The sequence below is a fragment of the Bradyrhizobium ottawaense genome (assembly GCF_900099825.1).
In the GTDB taxonomy this organism is placed as follows: domain Bacteria; phylum Pseudomonadota; class Alphaproteobacteria; order Rhizobiales; family Xanthobacteraceae; genus Bradyrhizobium; species Bradyrhizobium ottawaense_A.
The window spans coordinates 5,166,329-5,186,129 of the sequence record NZ_LT629693.1 but is presented as its reverse complement, the minus strand read 5'-3'; the positions used below and the strand labels follow the sequence as shown (position 1 = coordinate 5,186,129).

Annotated in this window: 19 protein-coding genes; 9 read left to right on the top strand and 10 right to left on the bottom strand. The window is 63.6% G+C overall.

Annotated elements, in window-relative coordinates; genetic code table 11:
* Positions 1 to 196 precede the first annotated feature (196 nt).
* From BLR13_RS24220 to BLR13_RS24205, 4 genes are all read left to right on the top strand, one after another.
* The gene (locus BLR13_RS24220; protein WP_074818756.1) at positions 197 to 1,300 is read left to right on the top strand and encodes a hypothetical protein; all 1,104 of its coding nucleotides are present in this window, start codon (positions 197 to 199) and stop codon (positions 1,298 to 1,300) included.
* Entirely contained in the window at positions 1,297 to 2,328 is a 1,032-nt protein-coding gene (locus tag BLR13_RS24215) for a phosphotransferase family protein (protein WP_074818758.1), read from the top strand. Before BLR13_RS24220 ends, BLR13_RS24215 begins: the two co-directional genes overlap by 4 nt.
* The gene (locus BLR13_RS24210; protein WP_074818760.1) at positions 2,325 to 2,759 is read left to right on the top strand and encodes a hypothetical protein; all 435 of its coding nucleotides are present in this window, start codon (positions 2,325 to 2,327) and stop codon (positions 2,757 to 2,759) included. The genes BLR13_RS24215 and BLR13_RS24210 overlap by 4 nt, the downstream gene beginning before the upstream one ends.
* 326 nt (positions 2,760 to 3,085) lie before the next feature.
* Positions 3,086 to 4,033: an IS110 family transposase gene (locus BLR13_RS24205; protein WP_074818763.1), complete on the top strand. Its 948-nt coding sequence runs from the start codon at positions 3,086 to 3,088 to the stop codon at positions 4,031 to 4,033.
* 19 nt (positions 4,034 to 4,052) lie between these two features.
* On the opposite strand, the gene BLR13_RS24200 is transcribed toward BLR13_RS24205, so the two are convergent.
* On the bottom strand, positions 4,053 to 5,717 hold the full coding sequence (locus BLR13_RS24200; RefSeq protein WP_074818766.1) for a flavin-containing monooxygenase: 1,665 nt from the start codon (positions 5,715 to 5,717) through the stop codon (positions 4,053 to 4,055).
* A gap of 219 nt (positions 5,718 to 5,936) precedes the next feature.
* Entirely contained in the window at positions 5,937 to 6,668 is a 732-nt protein-coding gene (locus BLR13_RS24195) for a gamma-glutamylcyclotransferase (RefSeq protein ID WP_074818769.1), read from the bottom strand.
* A 208-nt stretch (positions 6,669 to 6,876) separates the two neighbouring features.
* Between BLR13_RS24195 and BLR13_RS24190 the strand changes: the two genes are divergently transcribed.
* Both BLR13_RS24190 and BLR13_RS24185 read left to right on the top strand, forming a co-directional pair.
* Positions 6,877 to 7,737 (top strand): enoyl-CoA hydratase-related protein, encoded by an 861-nt coding sequence (locus BLR13_RS24190; RefSeq protein ID WP_074831164.1) that lies wholly within the window; start codon positions 6,877 to 6,879, stop codon positions 7,735 to 7,737.
* A gap of 69 nt (positions 7,738 to 7,806) precedes the next feature.
* The gene (locus tag BLR13_RS24185) at positions 7,807 to 9,399 is read left to right on the top strand and encodes a gamma-glutamyltransferase family protein (protein WP_074818772.1); all 1,593 of its coding nucleotides are present in this window, start codon (positions 7,807 to 7,809) and stop codon (positions 9,397 to 9,399) included.
* A 7-nt stretch (positions 9,400 to 9,406) separates the two neighbouring features.
* Here BLR13_RS24185 and BLR13_RS24180 read toward each other — a convergent pair whose 3' ends face one another.
* Together BLR13_RS24180 and BLR13_RS24175 are read right to left on the bottom strand one after the other, a co-directional pair.
* Positions 9,407 to 10,672, bottom strand: a complete 1,266-nt coding sequence (locus BLR13_RS24180) for a D-amino acid dehydrogenase (RefSeq protein ID WP_074818775.1) — start codon at positions 10,670 to 10,672, stop codon at positions 9,407 to 9,409.
* 197 nt (positions 10,673 to 10,869) lie between these two features.
* Positions 10,870 to 12,150 (bottom strand): aspartate aminotransferase family protein, encoded by a 1,281-nt coding sequence (locus BLR13_RS24175; protein WP_091977591.1) that lies wholly within the window; start codon positions 12,148 to 12,150, stop codon positions 10,870 to 10,872.
* A 203-nt stretch (positions 12,151 to 12,353) separates the two neighbouring features.
* Here BLR13_RS24175 and BLR13_RS24170 point away from each other — a divergent pair, with 203 nt between their 5' ends.
* Positions 12,354 to 12,902: a cupin domain-containing protein gene (locus tag BLR13_RS24170; protein ID WP_074831166.1), complete on the top strand. Its 549-nt coding sequence runs from the start codon at positions 12,354 to 12,356 to the stop codon at positions 12,900 to 12,902.
* Positions 12,903 to 12,980: 78 nt separating this feature from the next.
* Here BLR13_RS24170 and BLR13_RS24165 read toward each other — a convergent pair whose 3' ends face one another.
* Both BLR13_RS24165 and BLR13_RS24160 read right to left on the bottom strand, forming a co-directional pair.
* Positions 12,981 to 13,748: a sensor histidine kinase gene (locus BLR13_RS24165; protein WP_091977587.1), complete on the bottom strand. Its 768-nt coding sequence runs from the start codon at positions 13,746 to 13,748 to the stop codon at positions 12,981 to 12,983.
* Between the two features lie 108 nt (positions 13,749 to 13,856).
* Positions 13,857 to 14,225, bottom strand: a complete 369-nt coding sequence (locus BLR13_RS24160; protein WP_244524929.1) for a response regulator — start codon at positions 14,223 to 14,225, stop codon at positions 13,857 to 13,859.
* Between the two features lie 341 nt (positions 14,226 to 14,566).
* Between BLR13_RS24160 and BLR13_RS24155 the strand changes: the two genes are divergently transcribed.
* Positions 14,567 to 14,758 carry a hypothetical protein gene (locus tag BLR13_RS24155; RefSeq protein ID WP_074818785.1) on the top strand — a complete coding sequence of 64 codons (192 nt, stop codon included), beginning with the start codon at positions 14,567 to 14,569 and terminating at the stop codon, positions 14,756 to 14,758.
* A 64-nt stretch (positions 14,759 to 14,822) separates the two neighbouring features.
* Here BLR13_RS24155 and BLR13_RS24150 read toward each other — a convergent pair whose 3' ends face one another.
* The 4 genes from BLR13_RS24150 to BLR13_RS24135 all read right to left on the bottom strand — a co-directional run bounded on the left by BLR13_RS24150 (position 14,823) and on the right by BLR13_RS24135 (position 19,488).
* Entirely contained in the window at positions 14,823 to 15,590 is a 768-nt protein-coding gene (locus BLR13_RS24150) for a hypothetical protein (RefSeq protein WP_074818787.1), read from the bottom strand.
* 6 nt (positions 15,591 to 15,596) lie between these two features.
* The gene (locus BLR13_RS24145) at positions 15,597 to 15,803 is read right to left on the bottom strand and encodes a hypothetical protein (RefSeq protein WP_074818790.1); all 207 of its coding nucleotides are present in this window, start codon (positions 15,801 to 15,803) and stop codon (positions 15,597 to 15,599) included.
* A complete protein-coding gene (locus tag BLR13_RS24140; protein ID WP_244524928.1) occupies positions 15,803 to 16,252 on the bottom strand; it encodes a hypothetical protein in 450 nt (149 codons plus the stop codon). Before BLR13_RS24140 ends, BLR13_RS24145 begins: the two co-directional genes overlap by 1 nt.
* A gap of 86 nt (positions 16,253 to 16,338) precedes the next feature.
* Positions 16,339 to 19,488: a CHAT domain-containing protein gene (locus BLR13_RS24135; protein WP_433994229.1), complete on the bottom strand. Its 3,150-nt coding sequence runs from the start codon at positions 19,486 to 19,488 to the stop codon at positions 16,339 to 16,341.
* On the opposite strand from BLR13_RS24135, the gene BLR13_RS41825 reads away from it, so the two are divergent.
* Positions 19,445 to 19,768, top strand: a complete 324-nt coding sequence (locus BLR13_RS41825; RefSeq protein WP_244524926.1) for a hypothetical protein — start codon at positions 19,445 to 19,447, stop codon at positions 19,766 to 19,768. The two genes, BLR13_RS24135 and BLR13_RS41825, sit on opposite strands and share 44 nt — an antisense overlap.
* The last annotated feature ends 33 nt before the right edge of the window (positions 19,769 to 19,801 follow it).

Below are 19,801 nucleotides of genomic sequence, written 5' to 3'. Positions count from 1 at the left end.
CCGGTTCGCGTAAAGAAAGCGCGTCAAACCAGGAGAGTAGAGCCCGGTTCTGATTCAATCAGAACCGATAAGGCTCCAGTGAATTCGCGCCACGCTGCGCGGCCAGAGCCTCCCCTTGCATTCACCTCCCGCGCCAGTACTCTCCGCATCCCAGAATGGCGAAAAACGCCACAGACGTTTACCGGGAGCGAACGCGTTGGCGCTGAGCAAGGGCGATGATTACCCGATCCACCAGACACCGGAACCGGTGGCGTATGCGGGGACCGACCGCAATTTCTACGACCGCTATTTCTTCAATGGCTATTCGACAGAGCCCGGAAACACGTCATTCTTCGCGGCGGCGTTCGGCGTCTATCCGCATCTCAACATTGCGGATGCCGCCTTTGTGGTGGTGCGCAACGGCGTCGAGACCGCGCTGCATGCCTCGCGTTGCCTCAACATGGAGCGGATGGACCTCGCCGTCGGACCTGTCCGCATCGAGGTCGTCGAGCCCCTGCGCAAATTGCGCATGATCGTCGACGCGCCGGACCATGGCCTATCCGCCGATATCGTGTTCACCGGCCGCAGCGCCCCGATCGAGGAGCCGCGCTTCATCCGGCGGATCGGCCCGCGCACCCTGATGGACTACACCAGGTTGACGCAGAACGGGCGCTATCAGGGCTGGATCGAACTCGACGGCGTTCGCGAACCGGTCGACGGCTTTGTCGGCACGCGCGACCGCTCGTGGGGCGTTCGCCCCGTCGGCCTCCGCGATCCGCAGGCGCTCGCGCCCGCGGCACCGCCGCAATTCTTCTGGCTGTGGTCGCCCTGCAATTTCGAGAGCGCCAGTCTTTTCTTCCACTCCAACGACGACGCCGCCGGCCTGCCCTGGAATCGCCGCGCAGTCTGGGCGCCCGACAACGCCCCGCTGCAGGAAATCGAACACGCCGCCGCGCAGCTGAATTGGAAATCCGGCACGCGGCACGCAACATCCGCCACCGTCACGCTCGGAGAAGGTTCGCAGCGGCTCGAAGCGACGTTCACGCCGATCTACAACTTTTTCATGCTCGGCCTCGGCTATGGGCATCCGAAATGGGCGCACGGGCTCAACCACGGCGAACTCGCGGTCGAGCGCGAAGACATCGTGCTTGATGATGTCGACGTGCGACAGCAACAGCATCTCCACGTTCAGGCGCTGTGCGACGTGAGCTGCCGCGATGCGCAAGGCCGCGTCCATCACGGGCGCGGCGTATTGGAGCAACTGGCGCTCGGCCCGCATGCGCCATCGGGGTTCAAGTCCACGCTGGATTTCGCGCCATGAATTCGTCGACCTCGGGCGAAACGCTCGGCCGGCGGCTGGAGCAATATCTCGGCAAGCACTGGGGCGAAAGCGTCGCGGTGCACGATCTCACGCGCATTCCAGGCGGCGCCAGCCGCGAGACCTACCGCTTCGATGCGGAGGTCGGCGGCAAGGTCAGGGGGATGATCCTGCGCCGCGATCCCGTCGGCGGCCTGATCGACACCGACCGGCAAACCGAATTCATGGCCTACCAGTCGTTCCACGGCAGCGTTCCGGTGCCCGAACCGCTGGTGCTGGAAACCGAAGGCGGCGCGCTGGAGCGGCCGTTCTTCATCATGAGCCGGATCGATGGCGGTCAGGTGCCGTCGGTGATGAATCTCGAGCCCTATGGCGAACATGCCGGCGCGATCGGCCGCGAATTGTTTGCGATTCTGGGGCGCATCGCCCGCCGCGATCCGGCAACGCTGCCGATCAACGACTGCTGCGCCGCCCCTGCCCTCGCCAACTGCTGGCGCGTGGCGCTGGACTACTGGGGCGAGGTGATCGAGCGCGACGAACGTCATCCGCAGCCGATCGTCCATGCCGCGATCCGCCGGCTGCGCCGCAATCCGCCAAAGCCGGCGCAAAAGATTTCCGTGGTGCATGGCGATTATCGCTCGGGCAACTTCATGCACGACGGACGGGGAAAGATCATCGCCGTGCTCGACTGGGAGATGGCGCATCTCGGCGACCCCATCGAAGACCTCGCCTGGTGCTTCGACCCGTTATGGAGCCATTTCGATGATAGCCGGGTCGCCGGGACGATCCCGGAAGCGGAAGCGATCGCGATCTGGGAGCGTGAAAGCGGTCTCCGCGTCGATCTATCCGTGCTGGCATGGTGGAAGCTGTTCAGCGCGGTGAAGGGCTGTGCGATCTGGACCACGTCGGCAAAAGAATTTGTCGCCAGCAACGATCTGGTGCTGGGATTTACCGGCACCTACACCGCGCGCCGGCATGACCGGATCACGGCGGACCTCCTGGCGCGGCTGGTCGAGGAGGGTTGGTCATGACGCCGACGGTGCCGGAGCTGCTCAACGGCTGCATGCTGACGCTGATGACCCCACCACGGCCGGAGGACGCCGGCCTGTTCTCGGCGGCGCGCCTTCGCCTGATCGCCCTCGTCAACAGGCTGGTCGCGCTCGAAAGCGCCGACGGCGCCGCCGTGCGGGTGTGGGAAAACACCACGCTCCGTGCGCTGATCGCGGAAGCTGGACCGAGGCATGGCGTGACACCCGGCGACGCCGTGGAAACATCCGACGGCGATTATTCGCTGGCCGCGCTCGATGCGGCAAATGCACGGCTGCGCCGCCTCCTCATCCGCCTGCATGAAGCCGCCGAACAGGCCCGCGATATCGAGCTCGACCGCAAAATTCTAAAGCTCTATTGCGAGATAGCGCGGCGGCGCGAACTGCATCTGGCGCCGGTGAAGGCGGTGGCTTGAGCGAGAATCGACGCTGCTTCTCATCCGGTTTCGTAGGGTTGGTTAGGCGAAGCCGTACCCCGCCAACTTGATCGCGCCGCGTAAGGCCAACGGTGGGTTACGCTATGCTAACCCACCCTTGTAATAGCGCAATCAGTTATCGTCGGCTTGTTCCGTGAGGAATGGCCTGCCGCGGTTTGCACCCCGCGGCAGGCCGCTGGCGATCGGATCGAACCCACCCAGAGCAGTTTGTGGCTGCCCCGTAGCTTGATCGCGTCAGCACCTTCATCGGACCCGGATGGTTGCCGGAACAACTTGGTTCGCTTCACAAGGCAGGGTCGAGGAAGATGACAAAGTCTAACATAACGACGGCTGGAATCGATACGTCCAAAGCTAAACTCGATATCGCGGTTCACGACCGGGCCGAACGTTGGCAGGTCACCAACGATTTAGCTGGCTGGCGGTCCCTTGTGGCTAGCCTCGCCAAGTCCGGCGTGACGCGTGTCGGCATCGAAGCGACGGGCGGCTATGAACGCGGCGTGGTAGAGCATCTGCGGGCGGCAGGCTTTATCGTGCTGTTGCTGCAGCCGCTACAGGTCAAAGCCTTCGGCCGGGTACATTTGCGCCGTGCCAAGAATGATGCACTCGACGCGATATTGATCGCAGCCTGCGCTGCAGCGGTTGATCCACCGGAGATCGCACCGGATCCGCGGTTGACGGAATTGGCCGATTATCTGACCTTCCTCGAGCAGATCGAGGAAGACATCAAGCGGTTCAAGAACCGGCTCGAGCACATTGACGAGCCTGCGCTGCGGCGCATCGTCAACAGCGATATAGCCCGGCTGAAAGCACGCAAGGCGGCGCAGATACGCGACATTGCCAAGCGTCTTCGCGGCCACGGCGATCTGGCCAAGCGGCTAAAGCTGGTGCTGAGCATTCCAGGTATCGGCGAACGCACAGCGCTGGCGATCGTCATCCGCATGCCCGAGCTCGGTTGCGTCAGCCGTGAAGAAGCCGCAGCCCTGGCCGGGCTGGCTCCGTTCGCCGCCGATAGCGGACAGCACAGAGGTCAGCGCAAAATCGCTGGAGGCCGCAGCCGGCTGCGGCGCTCACTGTTTGCCGCAGCCCTCCCGGCGGCCTTCCGATGGAACAAGGCTCTGGTCGCCCTCTATGCCCGCCTCACTGCAAAGGGCAAGGCCCACAACGCAGCGCTAATCGCCTGCGCGCGAAAGCTCCTCATCTACGCAAATACCGTCGTCCAGCGCGGCACCCCGTGGACTGAAAATGCCGCTTAGCTTTAATGGTTGCTACATGCTATTCTGCGGCGCTCGACCTGACCGCGGGCCTGTCCGCCTCTCCGCCGAACACGATTCCCTCATATCCCTTCGCCATGACATCATTGATGGCGGCGACGTATTTCGGGGTGCCGCCATTGTAGACGAAGTAGCGAACCTTGCCGTGCTCATGGCCGGGGACGTTGGAATTGTAGCCGGTGAACCACGACTTGGCTTTTCGCATCAGCATGATCGCATACATCTTGGTGACGTGGGCGGTCCAGCGTTCCTGCGCCGCAAGCGTTGGCTCGGCGCTGACATGGCCGCGGTCCCACATGTGCTGGAGCAGATCCATGCACCAGTTGACGCCGTTCTCGATGCCGCGTGGAAAGTTCGTCGACGCCGAACCGCTCTGCGGTCCCGTCGGCATCAGCAGGTTCGGAAAACCGTGGACCAGCATGCCGAGGAAGGTCGACGGACCGTCGCGCCATTTGTCGAACAGTTTCTCGCCGCCGATGCCGCTGATGTCGATCTGGTCGAATGCGCCCGTGATGGCGTCGAAGCCGGTGGAATAGACGATGATATCGAATTCGTAGTCGCGCGCGCTAGTGCGCAGGCCCTTTTCGGTGACCCGCTCGATCGGCGTCTCGCTGATGTCGACGAGATGCACATTGTCGCGGTTATAGGCCTCGAAATAGCGTGTCTCCAGCGGCACCCGCTGCACGCCGAAACCGTGGTCTTTCGGGATCAATTTCTCCGCGGTCACGGGATCCTTGACGCGGCGGCGGATGCGATCGGCGATGTAGGCCGAGAACTCGGCGTTGGCGGCCTCGTCGGTGAATATCTCGCGGAAGTTGCTCAGCCAGATGCCGAAGCCGGGCTCGTCATAGAGCTTGTCCCAGAGCGCCAATCGCTCCTCACGGGTGACTTCATGGAAGCCACGCCGGTCGGGCTCATGCTCAAATCCGCCCGGCGTGCGGGCACAGGCCGCAAAGATCTCGTCATAGCGCGCGCGGATATCGGCCATCTCCTTGTTCGAGATCGGACTGTTGTTGAGCGGCGCGCTCCAGTTCGGCCGGCGCTGGAACACGGTCAATTCGCCGACCTTGTCGGCGATCTCGCCGATGATCTGGATCGCCGTGGCGCCGGTGCCGATAACAGCGACCCTCTTGCCGGTGAGATCCACCGGTTCGTGCGGCCAGTAGAAGGTATGGAATGAACGCCCCTTGAAGGCATCCATCCCTTCCAGCCGCGGCGGCGTCGGCACCGACAGCAGTCCAACAGCCAGAACGACGAACCGGCAGGTCAGTTCGCTGCCGTCGGCGAGCGCGAGGTGCCAAATATTTTCCGCCTCGTCGAACCGCGCCTTCTCGACCCTGCAGTTGAACCGCATGTATTTGCGCAGATCGAATTTGTCGGTGACGTAATTGAGGTAGCGCAGATTTTCCGGCTGCGCCGAGAAGCGTTCCTTCCAGTGCCACTCCTCGAGCAATTCCTTCGAGAAGGAATAGCCGTAGGTGTAGCTTTCGGAATCGAAACGCGCACCGGGATAGCGGTTCCAGTACCAGGTGCCGCCGAGATCGGGGGCGGCATCCAGCACCAGCGCGTCGACCCCGAGGTCGGCCAAACGCTTGATCTGGTAGATGCCCGCCACGCCCGCGCCGATCACGATGACTTCGTGGTGCGACTTGGTTTCCTCGGTCATGTTACCGGTCCCTGTTCTTTTCGGATGCTTTTGTACCTCGTTATAGCAAGAATCCGCCGCTTGCACTTGCGTCAGGATGTCGGGATCGGCGCCTGGGAAATCCGCCGTAAAACATTGTTTGAAACGAAACGCTGCAGATCCACCTGTTCGAGGCGGGTCCGCGCCCGGGCGCCGATGCTGGATTCGTGGGATGAGGTGCTCGGAAGAGGATCCGCCGCTTCAGGCGCCGACACCGGCACTGATGCTCGCGTGCAGTTGCGCGACATACGGGTCATGGATGTCGAGCGCTTCCAGTTGTGTCGCCAGTTGCACCAGATATTCGCGGTTGGTGCCGAGCACGCCCTTGCCGCGCGCAATTATGGCCGCGGTCTCCGCGAACGGCAGTTCGCCGACATAGCCCGGATGCGCGGTGTTGGAGACAAAGGCGAGCGCGGTGATCGGCCCCTGCGGCGTCGTCATCGGCACCATCGCCGGCGCATAGCCGCCGCGCAGCATCTCGCGGCGCCACAGGATCGCCGATTCCGCATGCACGGCGTCGGCGGCGATACGGAACGCCAGGCCGCGGCAGCAGCCTCGCTGCTTCTCCAACGACAGCATCAGCGCCGGGTAGTCGCGCGACCCGCGGCCGAGATCGATCCTGAGCGTGAAGCGGCGCTGATAGCCTTCGACATCGGCGAGCCGGACTTCAGCGAAGTGAAAACTGGGGTCCCACATCAGCGATCCATAGGAGTAGATCCAGAGATCGTCGCCGCTTCGGTGATCGCCGAGCAGCGCCAGCCGGGACGCCTCGATCGCTTCATCCGGCAGCCGCCAGCTTGCCGGCAAGCCAACGGCGCGGGCGCGGCTCTCCCACATCGCAAGCATCTCCGGGGTCAGCCGCAGCAGCGATTGCGCCGGCTGCGTCACGCGGTCGCGCAAATCAGGCAGGTGAACGAAGGCGTCCGCGGTCAAGCCAGCTCCTTTGCAAGATGCTTCCGACGTTCGTAATGTGCCATTGTTGGCACCTCACGCCAATTCAAACCATGGCCACCCCGGCATGACTTTAACTCACGGCAGGCCAGACTTTAAATCATCCAACCCCATTGTTCCCGGCACCTGACGGCGCTATCGATCAGCAGGCTGCAAAAAAGAGCAAAAAACTGACATGGGAGGCGCTGTCGTGAACTACGAACACATCATGTGCGATCTCGACGGCTCGCTCATGGTCGTCACCCTCAACCGCCCCGAAAAGCTCAACGCCTATACCGGCCAGATGGGCGCCGAGATCACCGACGCCTTTCAACGCGCCGATGCCGACGACGACGTCCGCGCCGTCATCGTCACCGGCTCGGGCCGCGCCTTTTGCGCCGGCGCCGATGTATCGGGAGGCGCGGCGAGCTTCGACACCTCAGGCCAACACGGCGCCGGTGTCTTTGCCGCTCCGAAGCCTGGCGGCGGCCGCTTTGTCGAGGCGATCTTCAACTGCCGAAAACCCTCGATCGCGGCGATCAATGGACCGGCGGTCGGCGTCGGCATCACCATGACCTTACCGATGGACGTGCGGATCGCAGCCAAGGGCGCCAAGATCGGCTTCATCTTTGCCCGCCGCGGCCTGGTCCCGGAAGCCGGCAGCGCCTGGTTCCTGCCGAAACTCGTGGGCCTGTCGCAGTCGCTGCGCTGGTGCCTGTCGGGGCGAACGTTCGACGCCGATGAAGCCAGGCAAGGTGGCCTGGTCAGCGAAGTCGTCGAGCCCGCGGAACTGCTCAACCGCGCCAAGGAAATCGCGCGCGAGATGACGGACGCGACTTCCGCGGTCGCGATTGCACTGACGCGGCAGATGCTGTGGCGCTTCGCCGGCGCGCCCGCGCCGTTCGAACTGCTTGATATCGACAAGCCGATGTCGATCGAGCGCGGCGGCCACGCCGACGTGCGCGAGGGTGTTGCGGCTTTTCTCGAAAAGCGCCCGCCGTCATTTCCGGGGAAAGTGTCGCAGGACATGCCGAGCCAGTATCCGTGGTGGCCGGCTCCCTCAAAAGGCTAGAATAGACCCAAGGAATAACTGCCGGAATCGCCGGCCAACGCCACCGTCAATGATATCGAAAGCGAACCCATGCGCGACCAGTTCTCCAACATGCAAGAAATCCGCAAACCCGCGGTGACTTCCAAGGGCGGTATCGTCGCCGCGCAATCGGGCAAGGCGGCGCAGGTCGGCGCCGAGGTGCTGGCCGCCGGCGGCGACTGCGTTGATGCCGTGATCGCGACCACGTTTGCGCTCGGCGTGCTGGAGCCGTGGATGAGCGGGCTCGGCGGCGGCGGCGCCATGGTGCTCTACCGCGCGAACGAGGACCGCCATGAAGTGATCGATTACGGCATGCGCGCGCCGCGCAGCCTGCGCGTCGAGGATTATCCGCTGACCGGCGACGGCGCCGCCTCCGACCTGTTCCCGTGGGCGCGGATCAAAGACGACCGCAACCTGCACGGCCCCGGTTCGATCGCGGTGCCCGGTGTCGTCGCCGGCATGGAGGAAGCGCATCGCCGCCACGCCAAACTGCCGTGGAAGGAGTTACTAGCGCCGAGCATCGCACTCGCGAGCGAAGGCCTTGGCGTCGATTGGTGGACCACGCTGACGATCGCAAGCTCGGCTGCGGATTTGCGGCGCTATCCCGCAAGTGCTGCCGCCTATCTCGTCGACGGCCTGCCGCCGAACGCGCCATGGGGCATCAAGTCCCAGGTCCGCCTACCGCAGGACCGGCTCAAGGCCACGATGGCGCAACTGGCCGCCGCCGGCCCGCGCGATTTCTACGAGGGGGATCTGGCGAAGAGCCTCGCCGCCGATATCCAGAGCGCCGGCGGTGCATTATCGGTCGAAGACCTCGCGCCGTTCCGCGCGCATTTGCGCGAGCCACTGGCGATCCCCTATCGCGGCGGCAAGGTGTTCGCGACGCCCGAACTTACCGCCGGACCGACGCTGTCGCGTACGCTGGGTCTGCTGCAAGAGAGCCTGAAGCCCGCGCGCGGCGAGCCGGATGCGGCGGCCTATGTCGCCTATGCGTCGGCGCTCCAAGCGGCCTATCGCGAACGCCTGAAGGACATGGGCGACGCCGACGGCCGCCGTGCGCTCGGCGCCGAGGCGCTGGCGCCGGCCTGTACCACGCATTTCTCGGCCGTCGACCGCGACGGCAACATGGCGGCGGTGACGCAGACTTTGCTTTCGACGTTCGGCTCGAAATTCGTCTCGCCGCAGACCGGCGTCACCATGAACAACGGCATCATGTGGTTCGACCCGACGCCGGGCACGCCGAACTCGCTCGCACCCAACAAGCGCTGTCTCACCAACTACACGCCGGTGCTGGCGCAGGCCGCCGACGGCAGGCGCGTGGCGATCGGCGCCTCCGGCGGCCGTCGCATTCTGCCGGCGGTGGCGCAGTTGCTGTCGTTCGTGATGGATTACGGCATGGATCTCGATGCCGCGATCCATGCGCCGCGCATCGACGCCAGCGAGGGCGCGGTCGTGATCGGCGATGTCCGCCTGCCGGCGCCGGTCCGCAAGGAGCTTGGCGCGCGGTTCGACTACGAGGAAGCGCGCATCCAGACGCTGCCGATGAAGTTCGCCTGCCCCAGCGTGGTGCTGCGCGACGGCTTAACCAACAGCGGCGCCACCGAGCCGTTCCAGCCCTGGAGCGAAGCGGTGGCGCAAGCGTAAGATCGCTTTACCCGAACCGATGATCGTAGCGGGTCAGCGTGAGTTCGCTCGCGTCGATGTCGGGCTTGCGGCCGGACAGCTGATCCGCCAGCACGCGGGCCGAGCCGCAGGCCATGGTCCAGCCCAGCGTGCCGTGTCCGGTGTTGAGATGCAGGTTGGCATAGCGCGTCGCGCCGATGACCGGCGGGCCGTCCGGTGTCATCGGCCGCAGGCCACACCAAAACGTCGCTTTGGAAAGATCGCCGCCGCGCGGAAACATGTCGGTCAGGGAATGATCGAGTGTCGCCCGCCGCGCCAGATCAAGACTCTTCGAATAGCCGGAGATTTCCGCGGTGCCGCCGACGCGGATACGATCCCCGAGCCGGGTGATCGCGACCTTGTAGCTCTCGTCCATCACGGTCGAGACCGGCGCACCGTCTTCGTCGATGACCGGCACCGTGATCGAGTAGCCCTTCACCGGATAAACCGGCACGTACACGCCGATCGGCTTGAGCAATCGCGGTGACCAGCTGCCGAGCGCGGCGACATAGGCGTCCGCCTGCAACGTGCCGGCGCCGGTGACGACGCCGGTTATGTCAGCGCCGTCCGTCTCCAGCCGCTCGATGGCGGTATTGAATTTGAACTGCACGCCGAGCTTCGCCGCCTCGGCGGCGAGCGCGTCGGTGAACATGTGGCAGTCGCCGGTCTCGTCCTGCGGCAGGCGCATGCCGCCGACGAATTTTTCCCGGACGCCGGCGAGCGCGGGCTCGGCGGCAATGCAGCCGTCGCGGTCGAGCACCTCGTACGGCACGCCATACTGCTTGAGCACGGCGATGTCGCCGCCGGTATGGTCGAGCTGCGCCTGCTTGCGGAACAGCTGCAGCGTGCCGCGGCTGCGTTCGTCGTAGTGAATGCCGATCTCGCTACGCAGCGCGCGCAGGCAATCGCGGCTGTATTCGGCGATCGGGATCATCCGGCTCTTGTTGACGGCGTACCGCGCCGAGGTGCAGTTGCGCAGCATCTTCAGCATCCAGATCCACATCACCGGATCGAGCTTCGGCCAGATCACCAGCGGGCCGTGCCGCATCAACAGCCATTTGATGGCCTTGACCGGCACGCCGGGGCCGGCCCAGGGCGAGGAATAGCCGGGCGAGACTTCGCCGGCATTGGCGAAACTGGTTTCCAGCGCGGGCTTCGGCTGACGGTCGACGACCGTAACCTCATGGCCGGAGCGCGCCAGATAATAGGCCGTGGTGACGCCGATGACGCCGCTGCCGAGAACAATGACCTTCACGATAATCCTGGCTCCCGCTGCAGCACCGCCGGCACAATAGCGTTTTCGAGCGAAGTGGACGCCGGTTCGCAAAGCAATCAAGTTTACGCAGATTGCGTAGACTTATCTGCGGTAGAAAACGCGTCAAAACAAAAAGAGCAGAGCCCGGTTCTGATTCAATCAGAACCGGGATCCCGGCGGTTCCTTTCGAGCAAGGATCAGGCCACGCGCTTGATGGCGTCGCCGAGGATCGAGACCATTTCGTCGATATGGCTGCGCTCGACGATCAAGGGCGGCGACACCGCGACGGCATCGCCGCTCTGGCGGAAGTAAAGACCGCGATTGAAGCAATCGACCATCAGTTCATAGCCGCGCGCGCCGGGCGCATCCTTGCGCGGCGCGAGTTCGACCGCGCCCATCAGGCCGACGTTGCGGATGTCGATCACGTTCGGCAGGCCCTTGAGCTGATGCAGCGCGTCGCGCCAGTATTCGGCCATCGAGGCGCCGCGCGTCAGCAACCCCTCGTCCTTGTAGATGTCGAGCGTCGCGAGGCCCGCGGCGCACGCCACCGGATGCGCGGAGTACGTGTAGCCGTGGAACAGCTCCATCGCGTTTTCCGGGCCGACCATCAGCCCGTCGTGGACCTTTCGGCTGCAGAACACCGCGCCCATCGGCACGGTGCCGTTGGTGATGCCCTTGGCGGTCGTCATCAGGTCGGGCGTCACGCCGAAATAATCGGCGGCGAACGGCGTGCCGAGCCGGCCGAAGCCGGTGATGACCTCGTCGAAGATCAGCAGAATGCCGTGCTTGTCGCACAACTGGCGCAGGCGCTGCAGATAGCCCTGCGGCGGCGGCAGCACGCCGGTCGAGCCCGGCACCGGTTCGACGATGACGGCAGCGATGGTTTCCGCGCCATGGAGATTCACCAGCCGTTCGAGATCGTCGGCGAGTTCGGCGCCATGGGCCGGCAGATCCTTCGAGAAGGCGTTGCGGGCGAGGTCGTAGGTGTGGCCGATGTGATCGACGCCGGGCAGATGCGTCGCGAAGGCACGACGGTTGTTCACCATGCCGCCGACCGACATGCCGCCGAAGCCGACGCCGTGATAGCCGCGCTCGCGGCCGAGCAGGCGCGTGCGGGTCGCCTGACCGGCGGCGCGCTGATAAGCCAGCGCGATCTTCAGCGCGGTGTCGACCGATTCCGAACCCGAATTGGTGAAGAAGATGCGGTCGAGACCTTTTGGCGCGATCGCCGCGAGCCGTTCGGCGAAGTCGAACGCGATCGGATGGCCCATATTGAACGACGGCGCGAAGTCGAGGTTCATCAACTGCTTTTCGACGGCGGCGGCGATCTGGCGACGGCCGTGGCCGGCGTTGACGCACCACAGCCCGGCCGAGCCGTCGATCACCTTGCGGCCGTCGACGGTGGTGTAGTGCATGCCCTCGGCGGAGGCGAACATGCGGGGAGCGGCCTTGAACTGCCGGTTGGCCGTGAACGGCATCCAGAACGCGTCGGTTTGCAGGGTGTTCGGAATCTGATGAAGGGTCACGGCTTAGCTCCTGTGCTGGCAGCTTGCAGATGCTAGCCGGACCACGGTTGGGAAGCCGCAACAAGTCCTTTTCTGCGCTCCTGCAACCAATTGATTTTGTTGATCCCATGAGGTCATATTTGTTCGATCCGAAACACCTGCAACAGGGATTTGCGATGAGCGTCGATATCGGTGGGCAACTGCGGTTCGTCCGGAGCCGTCACAAGCTGTCGCAACGCGAACTGGCGAAGCGCTCGGGCGTGACCAATTCGACGATCTCGCTGATCGAATCCAACCAGATGAACCCCTCGGTCGGCGCGCTCAAACGCATCCTCGACGGCATTCCGATGGGGCTGGCGGAATTCTTCGCCATCGAACCGGAGCGCCCGCGCAAGGCGTTCTACCGCTCCGACGAACTGACCGAAATCGGCAAGAAGCCGATCTCGTACCGCCAGGTCGGCGACAACCTGTTCGGGCGTACGTTGCAGATTCTGAAGGAACGCTACGAGCCGGGCAGCGACACCGGCCGGGTGCCGCTGACCCACGAGGGCGAGGAAGGCGGCATCGTGGTCTCCGGTCGGCTCGAGGTCACCGTCGACGACGAGCGCCGCATCCTCGATCCCGGCGACGCCTATTATTTCGAAAGCCGCCGCCCGCACCGGTTTCGCTGCGTCGGCGCCAAACCCTGCGAAGTCATCAGCGCCTGCACGCCGCCGACGTTTTGAACCGCGACCGCAAGGCCGCCGAGTTATGACGCGGGAAGCGCCGGCAAAATCCCGGCGAAATGCGGCGGTGAGAGCCGCTCAGGATTCGAGAGAAGCCAGGGGAACGTCGAGCACGTAGACAAAGCCATCAGGCGCATAGGTGAGTTTGACGTCGCCTTTCAGTTGCCTGCCGAGCGTCTCGATCAGGCGCGTGCCAAAACTCTGCCTGGTCGGCGCCGCGACCGCCGGTCCGCCCTGTTCTTTCCAGGTGAAGCGCAATCGCGCCGCATCCACGACCCAACTGACGTCGACATGACCATCGGGCACCGATAACGCACCGAATTTCGTGGTGTTGGTGCAGAGCTCGTTGAGGGTCATCGCGATCGCGATGACCGCGCCCGACGCCATTTCGACGTCAGGGCCGTCGATCGAAAATCTTGGCTTATCCGCGTTGTCAAAAGGCTCGGTCGCGCCGCTGACGATTTTTCGCAGATCCGCGCCGGTCCAGCGCACCTGCAACAGCAGGTCGTGGGCGCGGCCGAGCGCCAGCAATCGCCCTTCGATCGCGTGCTGCGCATCCCGCATGTTCGGCGCATTGCGCAGGCTTTGCGAAGCAATAGCGCCGACCGTTGCGAGCGTGTTCTTGATGCGATGATGAAGCTCTTCCAGGATGAGTTTCTGAAGCTTGTCGGCCGCCTCACGCTCCTTGGCGTCGATACCGGCTTGCGCCAGCAACGTCTCGGCGCTGAGCTTGGCCTGCGTCAGCAACAGCCGCAGGCTGACGTTTTCTGCCGTCAGCAACTCCTCCGGAGACGCCGGATCGGACGCCAGACTGCCGCCGACCAGATCATGGCTGCTTTTCAACATCGACAATGGATACCACCATCTGTCCGGTTCCGGTCATTTCTTTCCGGTAACGATTTGGGCAGGCTGCATGGAGACCGTGCCGGGATAGCGATTTTGGGTCCACTGAGGTCAGACATGACCGAGCATCTCCCGGATTTCCGCGACCATATCGCCGGAATCCAGCGGTTTTCCGAAGAAACGGCTGTTTTCCGGTATCTCGCTCTGTGACAACTTCAGTTGCCCGGACGCCAGGATGATCTTGATCCGTGGCCAGCGCTCATGGACGGCGAGCGCGAGCTGCAAGCCGGTCATGCTGCCCGGCATCTGAATATCGGTGAACAACAGGACGATATCGGACCTGGACTGGAGGATGGCGAGCGCTTCGTCCGCATCCACGGCCTCGACCGGGGCATAGCCGGCGTCCTCGACCATATCGACCGCGCGCATGCGCAGCAGCATCTCGTCTTCGACGACGAGGATGACGGGTGGCAAAAGCATGTGATCCAGCGGCATCATGGCTCGCGATGCGCGGTCACAAGGCGAGCCTCGCGAACCGACACTCCCAGAAACGCAGACATCGCGAGGGCCGCAAGAGATTTGACCATGTGGGGCTGCTGACTGTGGCGGGTCGCCAATCCCGCTGCGTTTGGGGATCAGTAGGCAACAAAGCCGAAGCTGCTGAGTTCCACAAGAGGCGGGCTTATATTTGCGCAATCAGCGGAAGTCGGTGCTCCTCAGGAGCCAGAATGCGCGCATTTGACCGAACAAGGCAGCCTCAGCCTTGTACTCGCCCGCTTCGTAGCCACTTCAAGCGCTTAGAAGCAAGGTATGGACCGACGATGACGGACGCTAACCCCGCCTTGAGCGCCGAGGAGTTCGCCTCCCTGATCGAGGTCGGCAAGGGCGAAGCGCAGCAGGAGATTCCCCAGTTGCACTGGGAGCGTCTGGTCGGCCTCGGCTACGCGGTGAGACGGCTCGGCGAACTCGGCTTGACCGCGGCCGGCCTGCGCCGTCTGGCGCTGGGCGAATAGCCGCTTCGCGGTCGCTTCCGGGAATCGATGCGGCGTAGGACAATTGAGCGAATAACCGTCCGCTTCAATGACCGAACACGCCCTTGAGTCCGGTATAGACGGAGCCTGCGGCGGTCACCAGCACACCGGCCAGCGGTCCCATCGTCCGAATCAAATCCTGGATCCGGCGCGCACGCCGCCGCATCGTTTCCTGCCCGACATGCTGGCCGAGCATCCGGGCTATTCGATAGGCGGCGGCATTCGGTTTGCCCCCTGAGGCGATCGTCGAGGGCAGCACCACCAAGATCAATATCGCCAGGATATTTCCGGTCAAGAAGGCCAGCGCAATGCTCAGGCCATACTCGACTGTCTCGCGCCATTCGCGCGCGGAGTCGGGTACCATCGATGCGCCGTCGACATAGGCAACGACGCCGAACATCGCGGTCACGCTGACGATCGCGGTCAAGATCCCCAAACCGAACGCGCCACGATAACCAATCTTGCTCAACGCAAAAGCCGCCATTCCAAACGGCAGCGGAATAATGACGGAAGCGATCCTCAAATAGAGCGGCGACACGTTCAGCGTTACGGTGACGAGAACGTGCGCCGCAAGCAGCAGCAGCGAAGGCAGCAAGACATAGATGCCGCCGTTGAGGAACAGGAAGCGCCCAGGGCGATCGAGCAGTGCCAGCGACGTATTCACCCGGTCGAGGTGACGCTGCAGCCGGTCGAGCTCGAGCACCGTCTCGTGGATCTCCTTGATGACAGGCAGCACGATGCGAAGATCGCGGTTGCAATGCTTGCAGACGATCGCCTCATCCTTGATGGTTTCAGCGCAAAAGGGACATTCCATCGGACATCAAGCCGGTTTGGCGGGAGGTTTGCGCCTGCGACGGGCCGCGAGCCGGGCATTGGCCTCGGCAAGCTCCGCCCGCAGGGCATCGCGCTTCTGCAGCAGTTCGATCCGCTCCGCGATCAAGGCCTTCGGGATCGCTGTATCGCGACCGCAGCTCGCGCAAACCGGAGCCAGTTCGTCTTTTTCATCAGCGCAGAACGGACACGGCATCAAGGCACTTTAGGCGCTATCTTGAGCAGGAAACTGATGCTGGCCGGGCGGCCGTCGGAGTCCTTGATATCGATCCGCAGCAGGTGCTCTCCGGGCGGAAATTGCGCATCCGGCATATCAATGCCCGTCGGTTGCGCAAATGGCTTGACGCGCGACGTGAGGTCGACCACCGGCGATTTCAGATACGTCACCTTCAGCGCATCGAGATCGACGCTGGACCCGCCGAACGTCTGGAACTTGAGCTGCAATCGGATCGGCGACGCCTGCACGGCGGCCTCCCCGTCCGGGACCAGAATCTTCGGCCCCCGCGTGATGCCGCGCCCCGAATTGGGAACCGCCCCTTTTTGCGCCGGCAGCTTGGCTTCATCCTCCGTAATCAGTTGCCCTGCGAACGCGCGGAACGGCATCGCCGTCAGCAGGGCAGCGAGAATTGCCGCACCGGTCAACACAACACGAAGTCGGGGCATCCTGCTCTCCGCTCATTCCGATCCACAGCACAACCTGCGGCCAACGCTACGAATATCGCCGATGTCGGTCAACGCCGGCCGCCATCGCCGATAATGGTATAGGGCGCCCAGAACAGCGGGTGGGCATAGGCGAACTCGGTATTGCCCGAAGCGTCGGTAAATCCCTTGCCGTCCATCAACGCCATCATCGCCTGCCGCAGCGCTTCACCGCGCGTCAGCTTCGGATCATCCGCCTGTCGCTTGAACAGATCGGTCACGAGATCCTTTGCTGACTGCGAATGCACGGACCAGTTGGTGACCAGTAGTGCGCGCGTACCGGCATAGAAGAACGCCCGGCCAAGACCCGACGCAGCTTCGGCTCCCGCGCCGGCGCCGGCACCGGTATTGCACGCCGACAACACCACCCAGTCGGCGTCGAGCTTGAGCGAAAGGATCTCTTCCATCGTCAGCAAGCCATCGCCTTCGGAACCAGACAAGGACGGCGCCGACAATGCAAGGGCCGGCTGTGTCAATCCGTCAAGCTCACCAGGCACCAGTCCGTGGGTGGCGAAAGCGACGATCTTGAACCCGGAAAGGTCCATGGTCTTGACCGCATTCTCGTTGGCGTCCTTGCCAAGGTTGAGCACCTTCGAGGGATCCGCCTGCAGCGCCAGCGCGATCGACTTCAGTTCGTCGGCCGTATCCGGCAGGCGCGGCAACATCGACAGTTCGGCGTTGTCGGCGCCTTCGAGCTTCGGGCTGTTGCGACGCTTGAGCGGCATGCCCCGCGTGGCGGCGGGCGCACTGGCCAGTTGAACCGTCTTGTCATTCTCGGCTGCCGCCTCGTCGGCCTGTTCCTTGCTGAAATAGGGATCGCCGAAGCCAATCAGGTCGTCGCGGGCAGCCTTTCCGGGCGGCAGCTTGCGCAGGGTTTCCAGCGCGGATGCCGACGGCACCATGGTCACGGCATGAGTCCGCGCCAGCCAGGGTACCTTTCTGTAGCTCGAGAACAACGGATCATCGTCCGTCACGATTTCCGCCGGCGCCGTCGGCAGAAGCGACAGCGGCAGAAGCCCCAACCCGCCATTGGTGACCACGATCAGGCTTTTTGCCGGCTTCCAGCCGCCCTCGATCGGTTTCAGTATCTTATCATAGAGTTCGGAGGCGAGCTTGAGGTCGAAAGGCGGAATATCCGAAATCATCGCCGCGTTCGGTTCAAGCGCCTCCCGCAGCTTGGTAACCTTGTCGTTCAGATCCCCAATGGACATCTTGATCCGCGCGAACTGCACCGGATTGTCCTTGCGTACCACCCACACAAAACTGTCGAAGCGCCCGAAGTAGAACGAGAGCAGCGCCTCGTCATCGGCAAGGTACTTCTGCAGGGCGGCCGCGTTCGGCGGTGGCGGGTTGATCAAATCGCCGTAGTCGGGAAATTTCCTGGCGATCTCCTTGAGGGTTTGCACCCGCGTGGCTTGAAGGGCGTCGATTTCGGCTTGCGTTGCCCGAAGAATCTTTTCGTCGCGCTCGGACGGCGCCAGCGTCAGCAGGTTGTTCAAGGTGGCGACGGCCGCGCCGATCTGCTTCTCGCTGTCCTGCGACGCGCGCACCAGCTTGGCCAACTCGGGATTGTTGGCCGCCGACCGGGCGGACGAGGCCTGCAACGCGCGCTGAACCGATTGCCCGCGCAATACATCGGCATAACCAAAGGTTTCATCGGCAATATTGCCGGGGAACAGTGTGGGGTTGAGGGCAAGGAAGCGCAGATAGCCTTCGATGACGAATCGAACGCGCCCTTCGCGCGCCGCCGCAGTCGAGCCGCTGTCGTCGTCGGTGCCGCCGGAGGCCGTCAGCAGCACTTGCAGGGATTCCCTGAACGCCTGCAAGGCCTCCGACGGCTTCGTTTTGCGCGCGAGAGCAATGGCGTAAAAGCCGCGCGCTACGGCCGTATTGAAACTCTTGTCGCCCGATCTGGCACGTTCGCGCTCAAAGGTTCGTTGGGCAATCTCGAGCGCGTTGTCGTTGCTGCCCTGAACCATCATGACGGAAACGCGCGCCAGTCCGCCGCTGATCGCTTCGCGACGCGACGGCTCCCACTTCGCCGTCCACACATCGACCTGGTCGTATAGCTTGCCGGCCTCCTCGTAGCGCCGTTCCAGGTTGAGGATTTGGGCCAGGAACACCTGCGCACCGACCATCTGACCGGAGTCCACGCCGTAACCAAGCCCCTGGTAGATATCGATCACCCGTCGTTGCAGCTGTTCTGCCTCCTGGTAGCGGCCCTGCTCCTGGATCACATAGACCAGCACGCCGAGAACGCCTGCGGTGTCGGCGTGGAATTTTCCGGACTTGCTGAGGCGGCTCAGCAGCGCCCGCCGTACGTCGGCCTCGCCTTCGCCGACGCGGCCTTGCTTGACCTTGACGCGCCCCTCCAGCGCCAAAGCCCAATCCGCCTGGCGCTCGATCAGGCCCTCCGGCGGTTTGCTTTGCCACTGCGGAAGCGTCTTCACCGAGGCCGTGTAGAGAAGCGCCGCATTGCGGTAACCGCTTTCGGCGTCGGCATAGCGGCCCCGGGATTCAGCAACGCGTGCGTTGCAATCCTCGACCGTCGCCTGCCAGTTCGCGCCATAGATCGGAAAATTGGGCCACCGCCTGGCCTCAGCGAGCAGCGTCCGATTCCGGCCCGCGTAGCTCTCCGCCGCGTTGATATCGCCATTTCTGATCTGACCGAGCGCGAGGATGTAGTTCAGCCCGAACAGACGTCCCTTCGACTGATTGGCGAAAGCCGTCATCTGCTTGGTGATCAGCGCGTTGGCGCGCTTGTGCTGACCCGCATCACGCAGCCGTAGAATAAGCACCTGTTCGTATCGGCTCCCGACATTCACGTAGTCGGTGCCCTGCATGTTGGCGACCGCCACTTCCGCGTCGGCAAGGGAGTCCTCGGATCGGCCGAGCAGCACGCGCGCCTGAGCGCGCTTGTAGTGGAAATCGGCCAGCTGAGCCCCTTTCAGTCCGTTAGGGACCTGCGCATCGGCCGTCGCAGTGAGTTCCGCGACCCTTCCGGCATCGGGCTTCTGCTGGTCGAGAATGGCGGTGATATCGGAAATCGTGCGCGGTGGCGCAACCAGACCGACCGGCGCCATGTTGGCGACAACAGCGGCATCCGCCGCCGCTTCTTCAGGCTTGGCCTTGGAGACCTTGGCTGGATCGAACAAGTCGGCCTTCGGCCGTGACGCCGCCATCGCACTTTGCACGCAAGCTTTGACTTTGGGGTGGGCCTTCTCGCGGCAAGCCTCCAGGCTGCCACCGCCGGCGCGCATGCAACCCATGACGATCGGCCTGCCTACGCTGTTGCGACAATTCTCGATCGCCTGGTTGAGTTCAAGTGCGTCCGCGGGAGCAATCGAGGCGGTAACAATCGACGCAGCAAAAACCGAAATAAGCGACAATGAAATAGCCGCGCCGAAAATTCGTGCGGTTGCCTTCATAACTTGTCCTTTCGAAAAGCAATCTTTTCGATAGTATTCAGGCGTCACAATTATGATGAGCCCTTGA

What these genes read in the sequence shown, in the direction of transcription:
- BLR13_RS24200 (WP_074818766.1), bottom strand. Translation starts at nt 5,717, where the DNA reads ATGACCGAGGAAACCAAGTCGCACCACGAAGTCATCGTGATCGGCGCG.
- BLR13_RS24215 (WP_074818758.1), top strand. Translation starts at nt 1,297, where the DNA reads ATGAATTCGTCGACCTCGGGCGAAACGCTCGGCCGGCGGCTGGAGCAA.
- BLR13_RS24145 (WP_074818790.1), bottom strand. Translation starts at nt 15,803, where the DNA reads ATGCCGTGTCCGTTCTGCGCTGATGAAAAAGACGAACTGGCTCCGGTT.
- BLR13_RS24165 (WP_091977587.1), bottom strand. Translation starts at nt 13,748, where the DNA reads ATGTTGAAAAGCAGCCATGATCTGGTCGGCGGCAGTCTGGCGTCCGAT.
- BLR13_RS24160 (WP_244524929.1), bottom strand. Translation starts at nt 14,225, where the DNA reads ATGCTTTTGCCACCCGTCATCCTCGTCGTCGAAGACGAGATGCTGCTG.
- BLR13_RS24210 (WP_074818760.1), top strand. Translation starts at nt 2,325, where the DNA reads ATGACGCCGACGGTGCCGGAGCTGCTCAACGGCTGCATGCTGACGCTG.
- BLR13_RS24135 (WP_433994229.1), bottom strand. Translation starts at nt 19,488, where the DNA reads ATGGCGGCGTCACGGCCGAAGGCCGACTTGTTCGATCCAGCCAAGGTC.
- BLR13_RS24185 (WP_074818772.1), top strand. Translation starts at nt 7,807, where the DNA reads ATGCGCGACCAGTTCTCCAACATGCAAGAAATCCGCAAACCCGCGGTG.
- BLR13_RS24175 (WP_091977591.1), bottom strand. Translation starts at nt 12,150, where the DNA reads ATGCCGTTCACGGCCAACCGGCAGTTCAAGGCCGCTCCCCGCATGTTC.
- BLR13_RS24205 (WP_074818763.1), top strand. Translation starts at nt 3,086, where the DNA reads ATGACAAAGTCTAACATAACGACGGCTGGAATCGATACGTCCAAAGCT.
- BLR13_RS24155 (WP_074818785.1), top strand. Translation starts at nt 14,567, where the DNA reads ATGACGGACGCTAACCCCGCCTTGAGCGCCGAGGAGTTCGCCTCCCTG.
- BLR13_RS24150 (WP_074818787.1), bottom strand. Translation starts at nt 15,590, where the DNA reads ATGGAATGTCCCTTTTGCGCTGAAACCATCAAGGATGAGGCGATCGTC.
- BLR13_RS24170 (WP_074831166.1), top strand. Translation starts at nt 12,354, where the DNA reads ATGAGCGTCGATATCGGTGGGCAACTGCGGTTCGTCCGGAGCCGTCAC.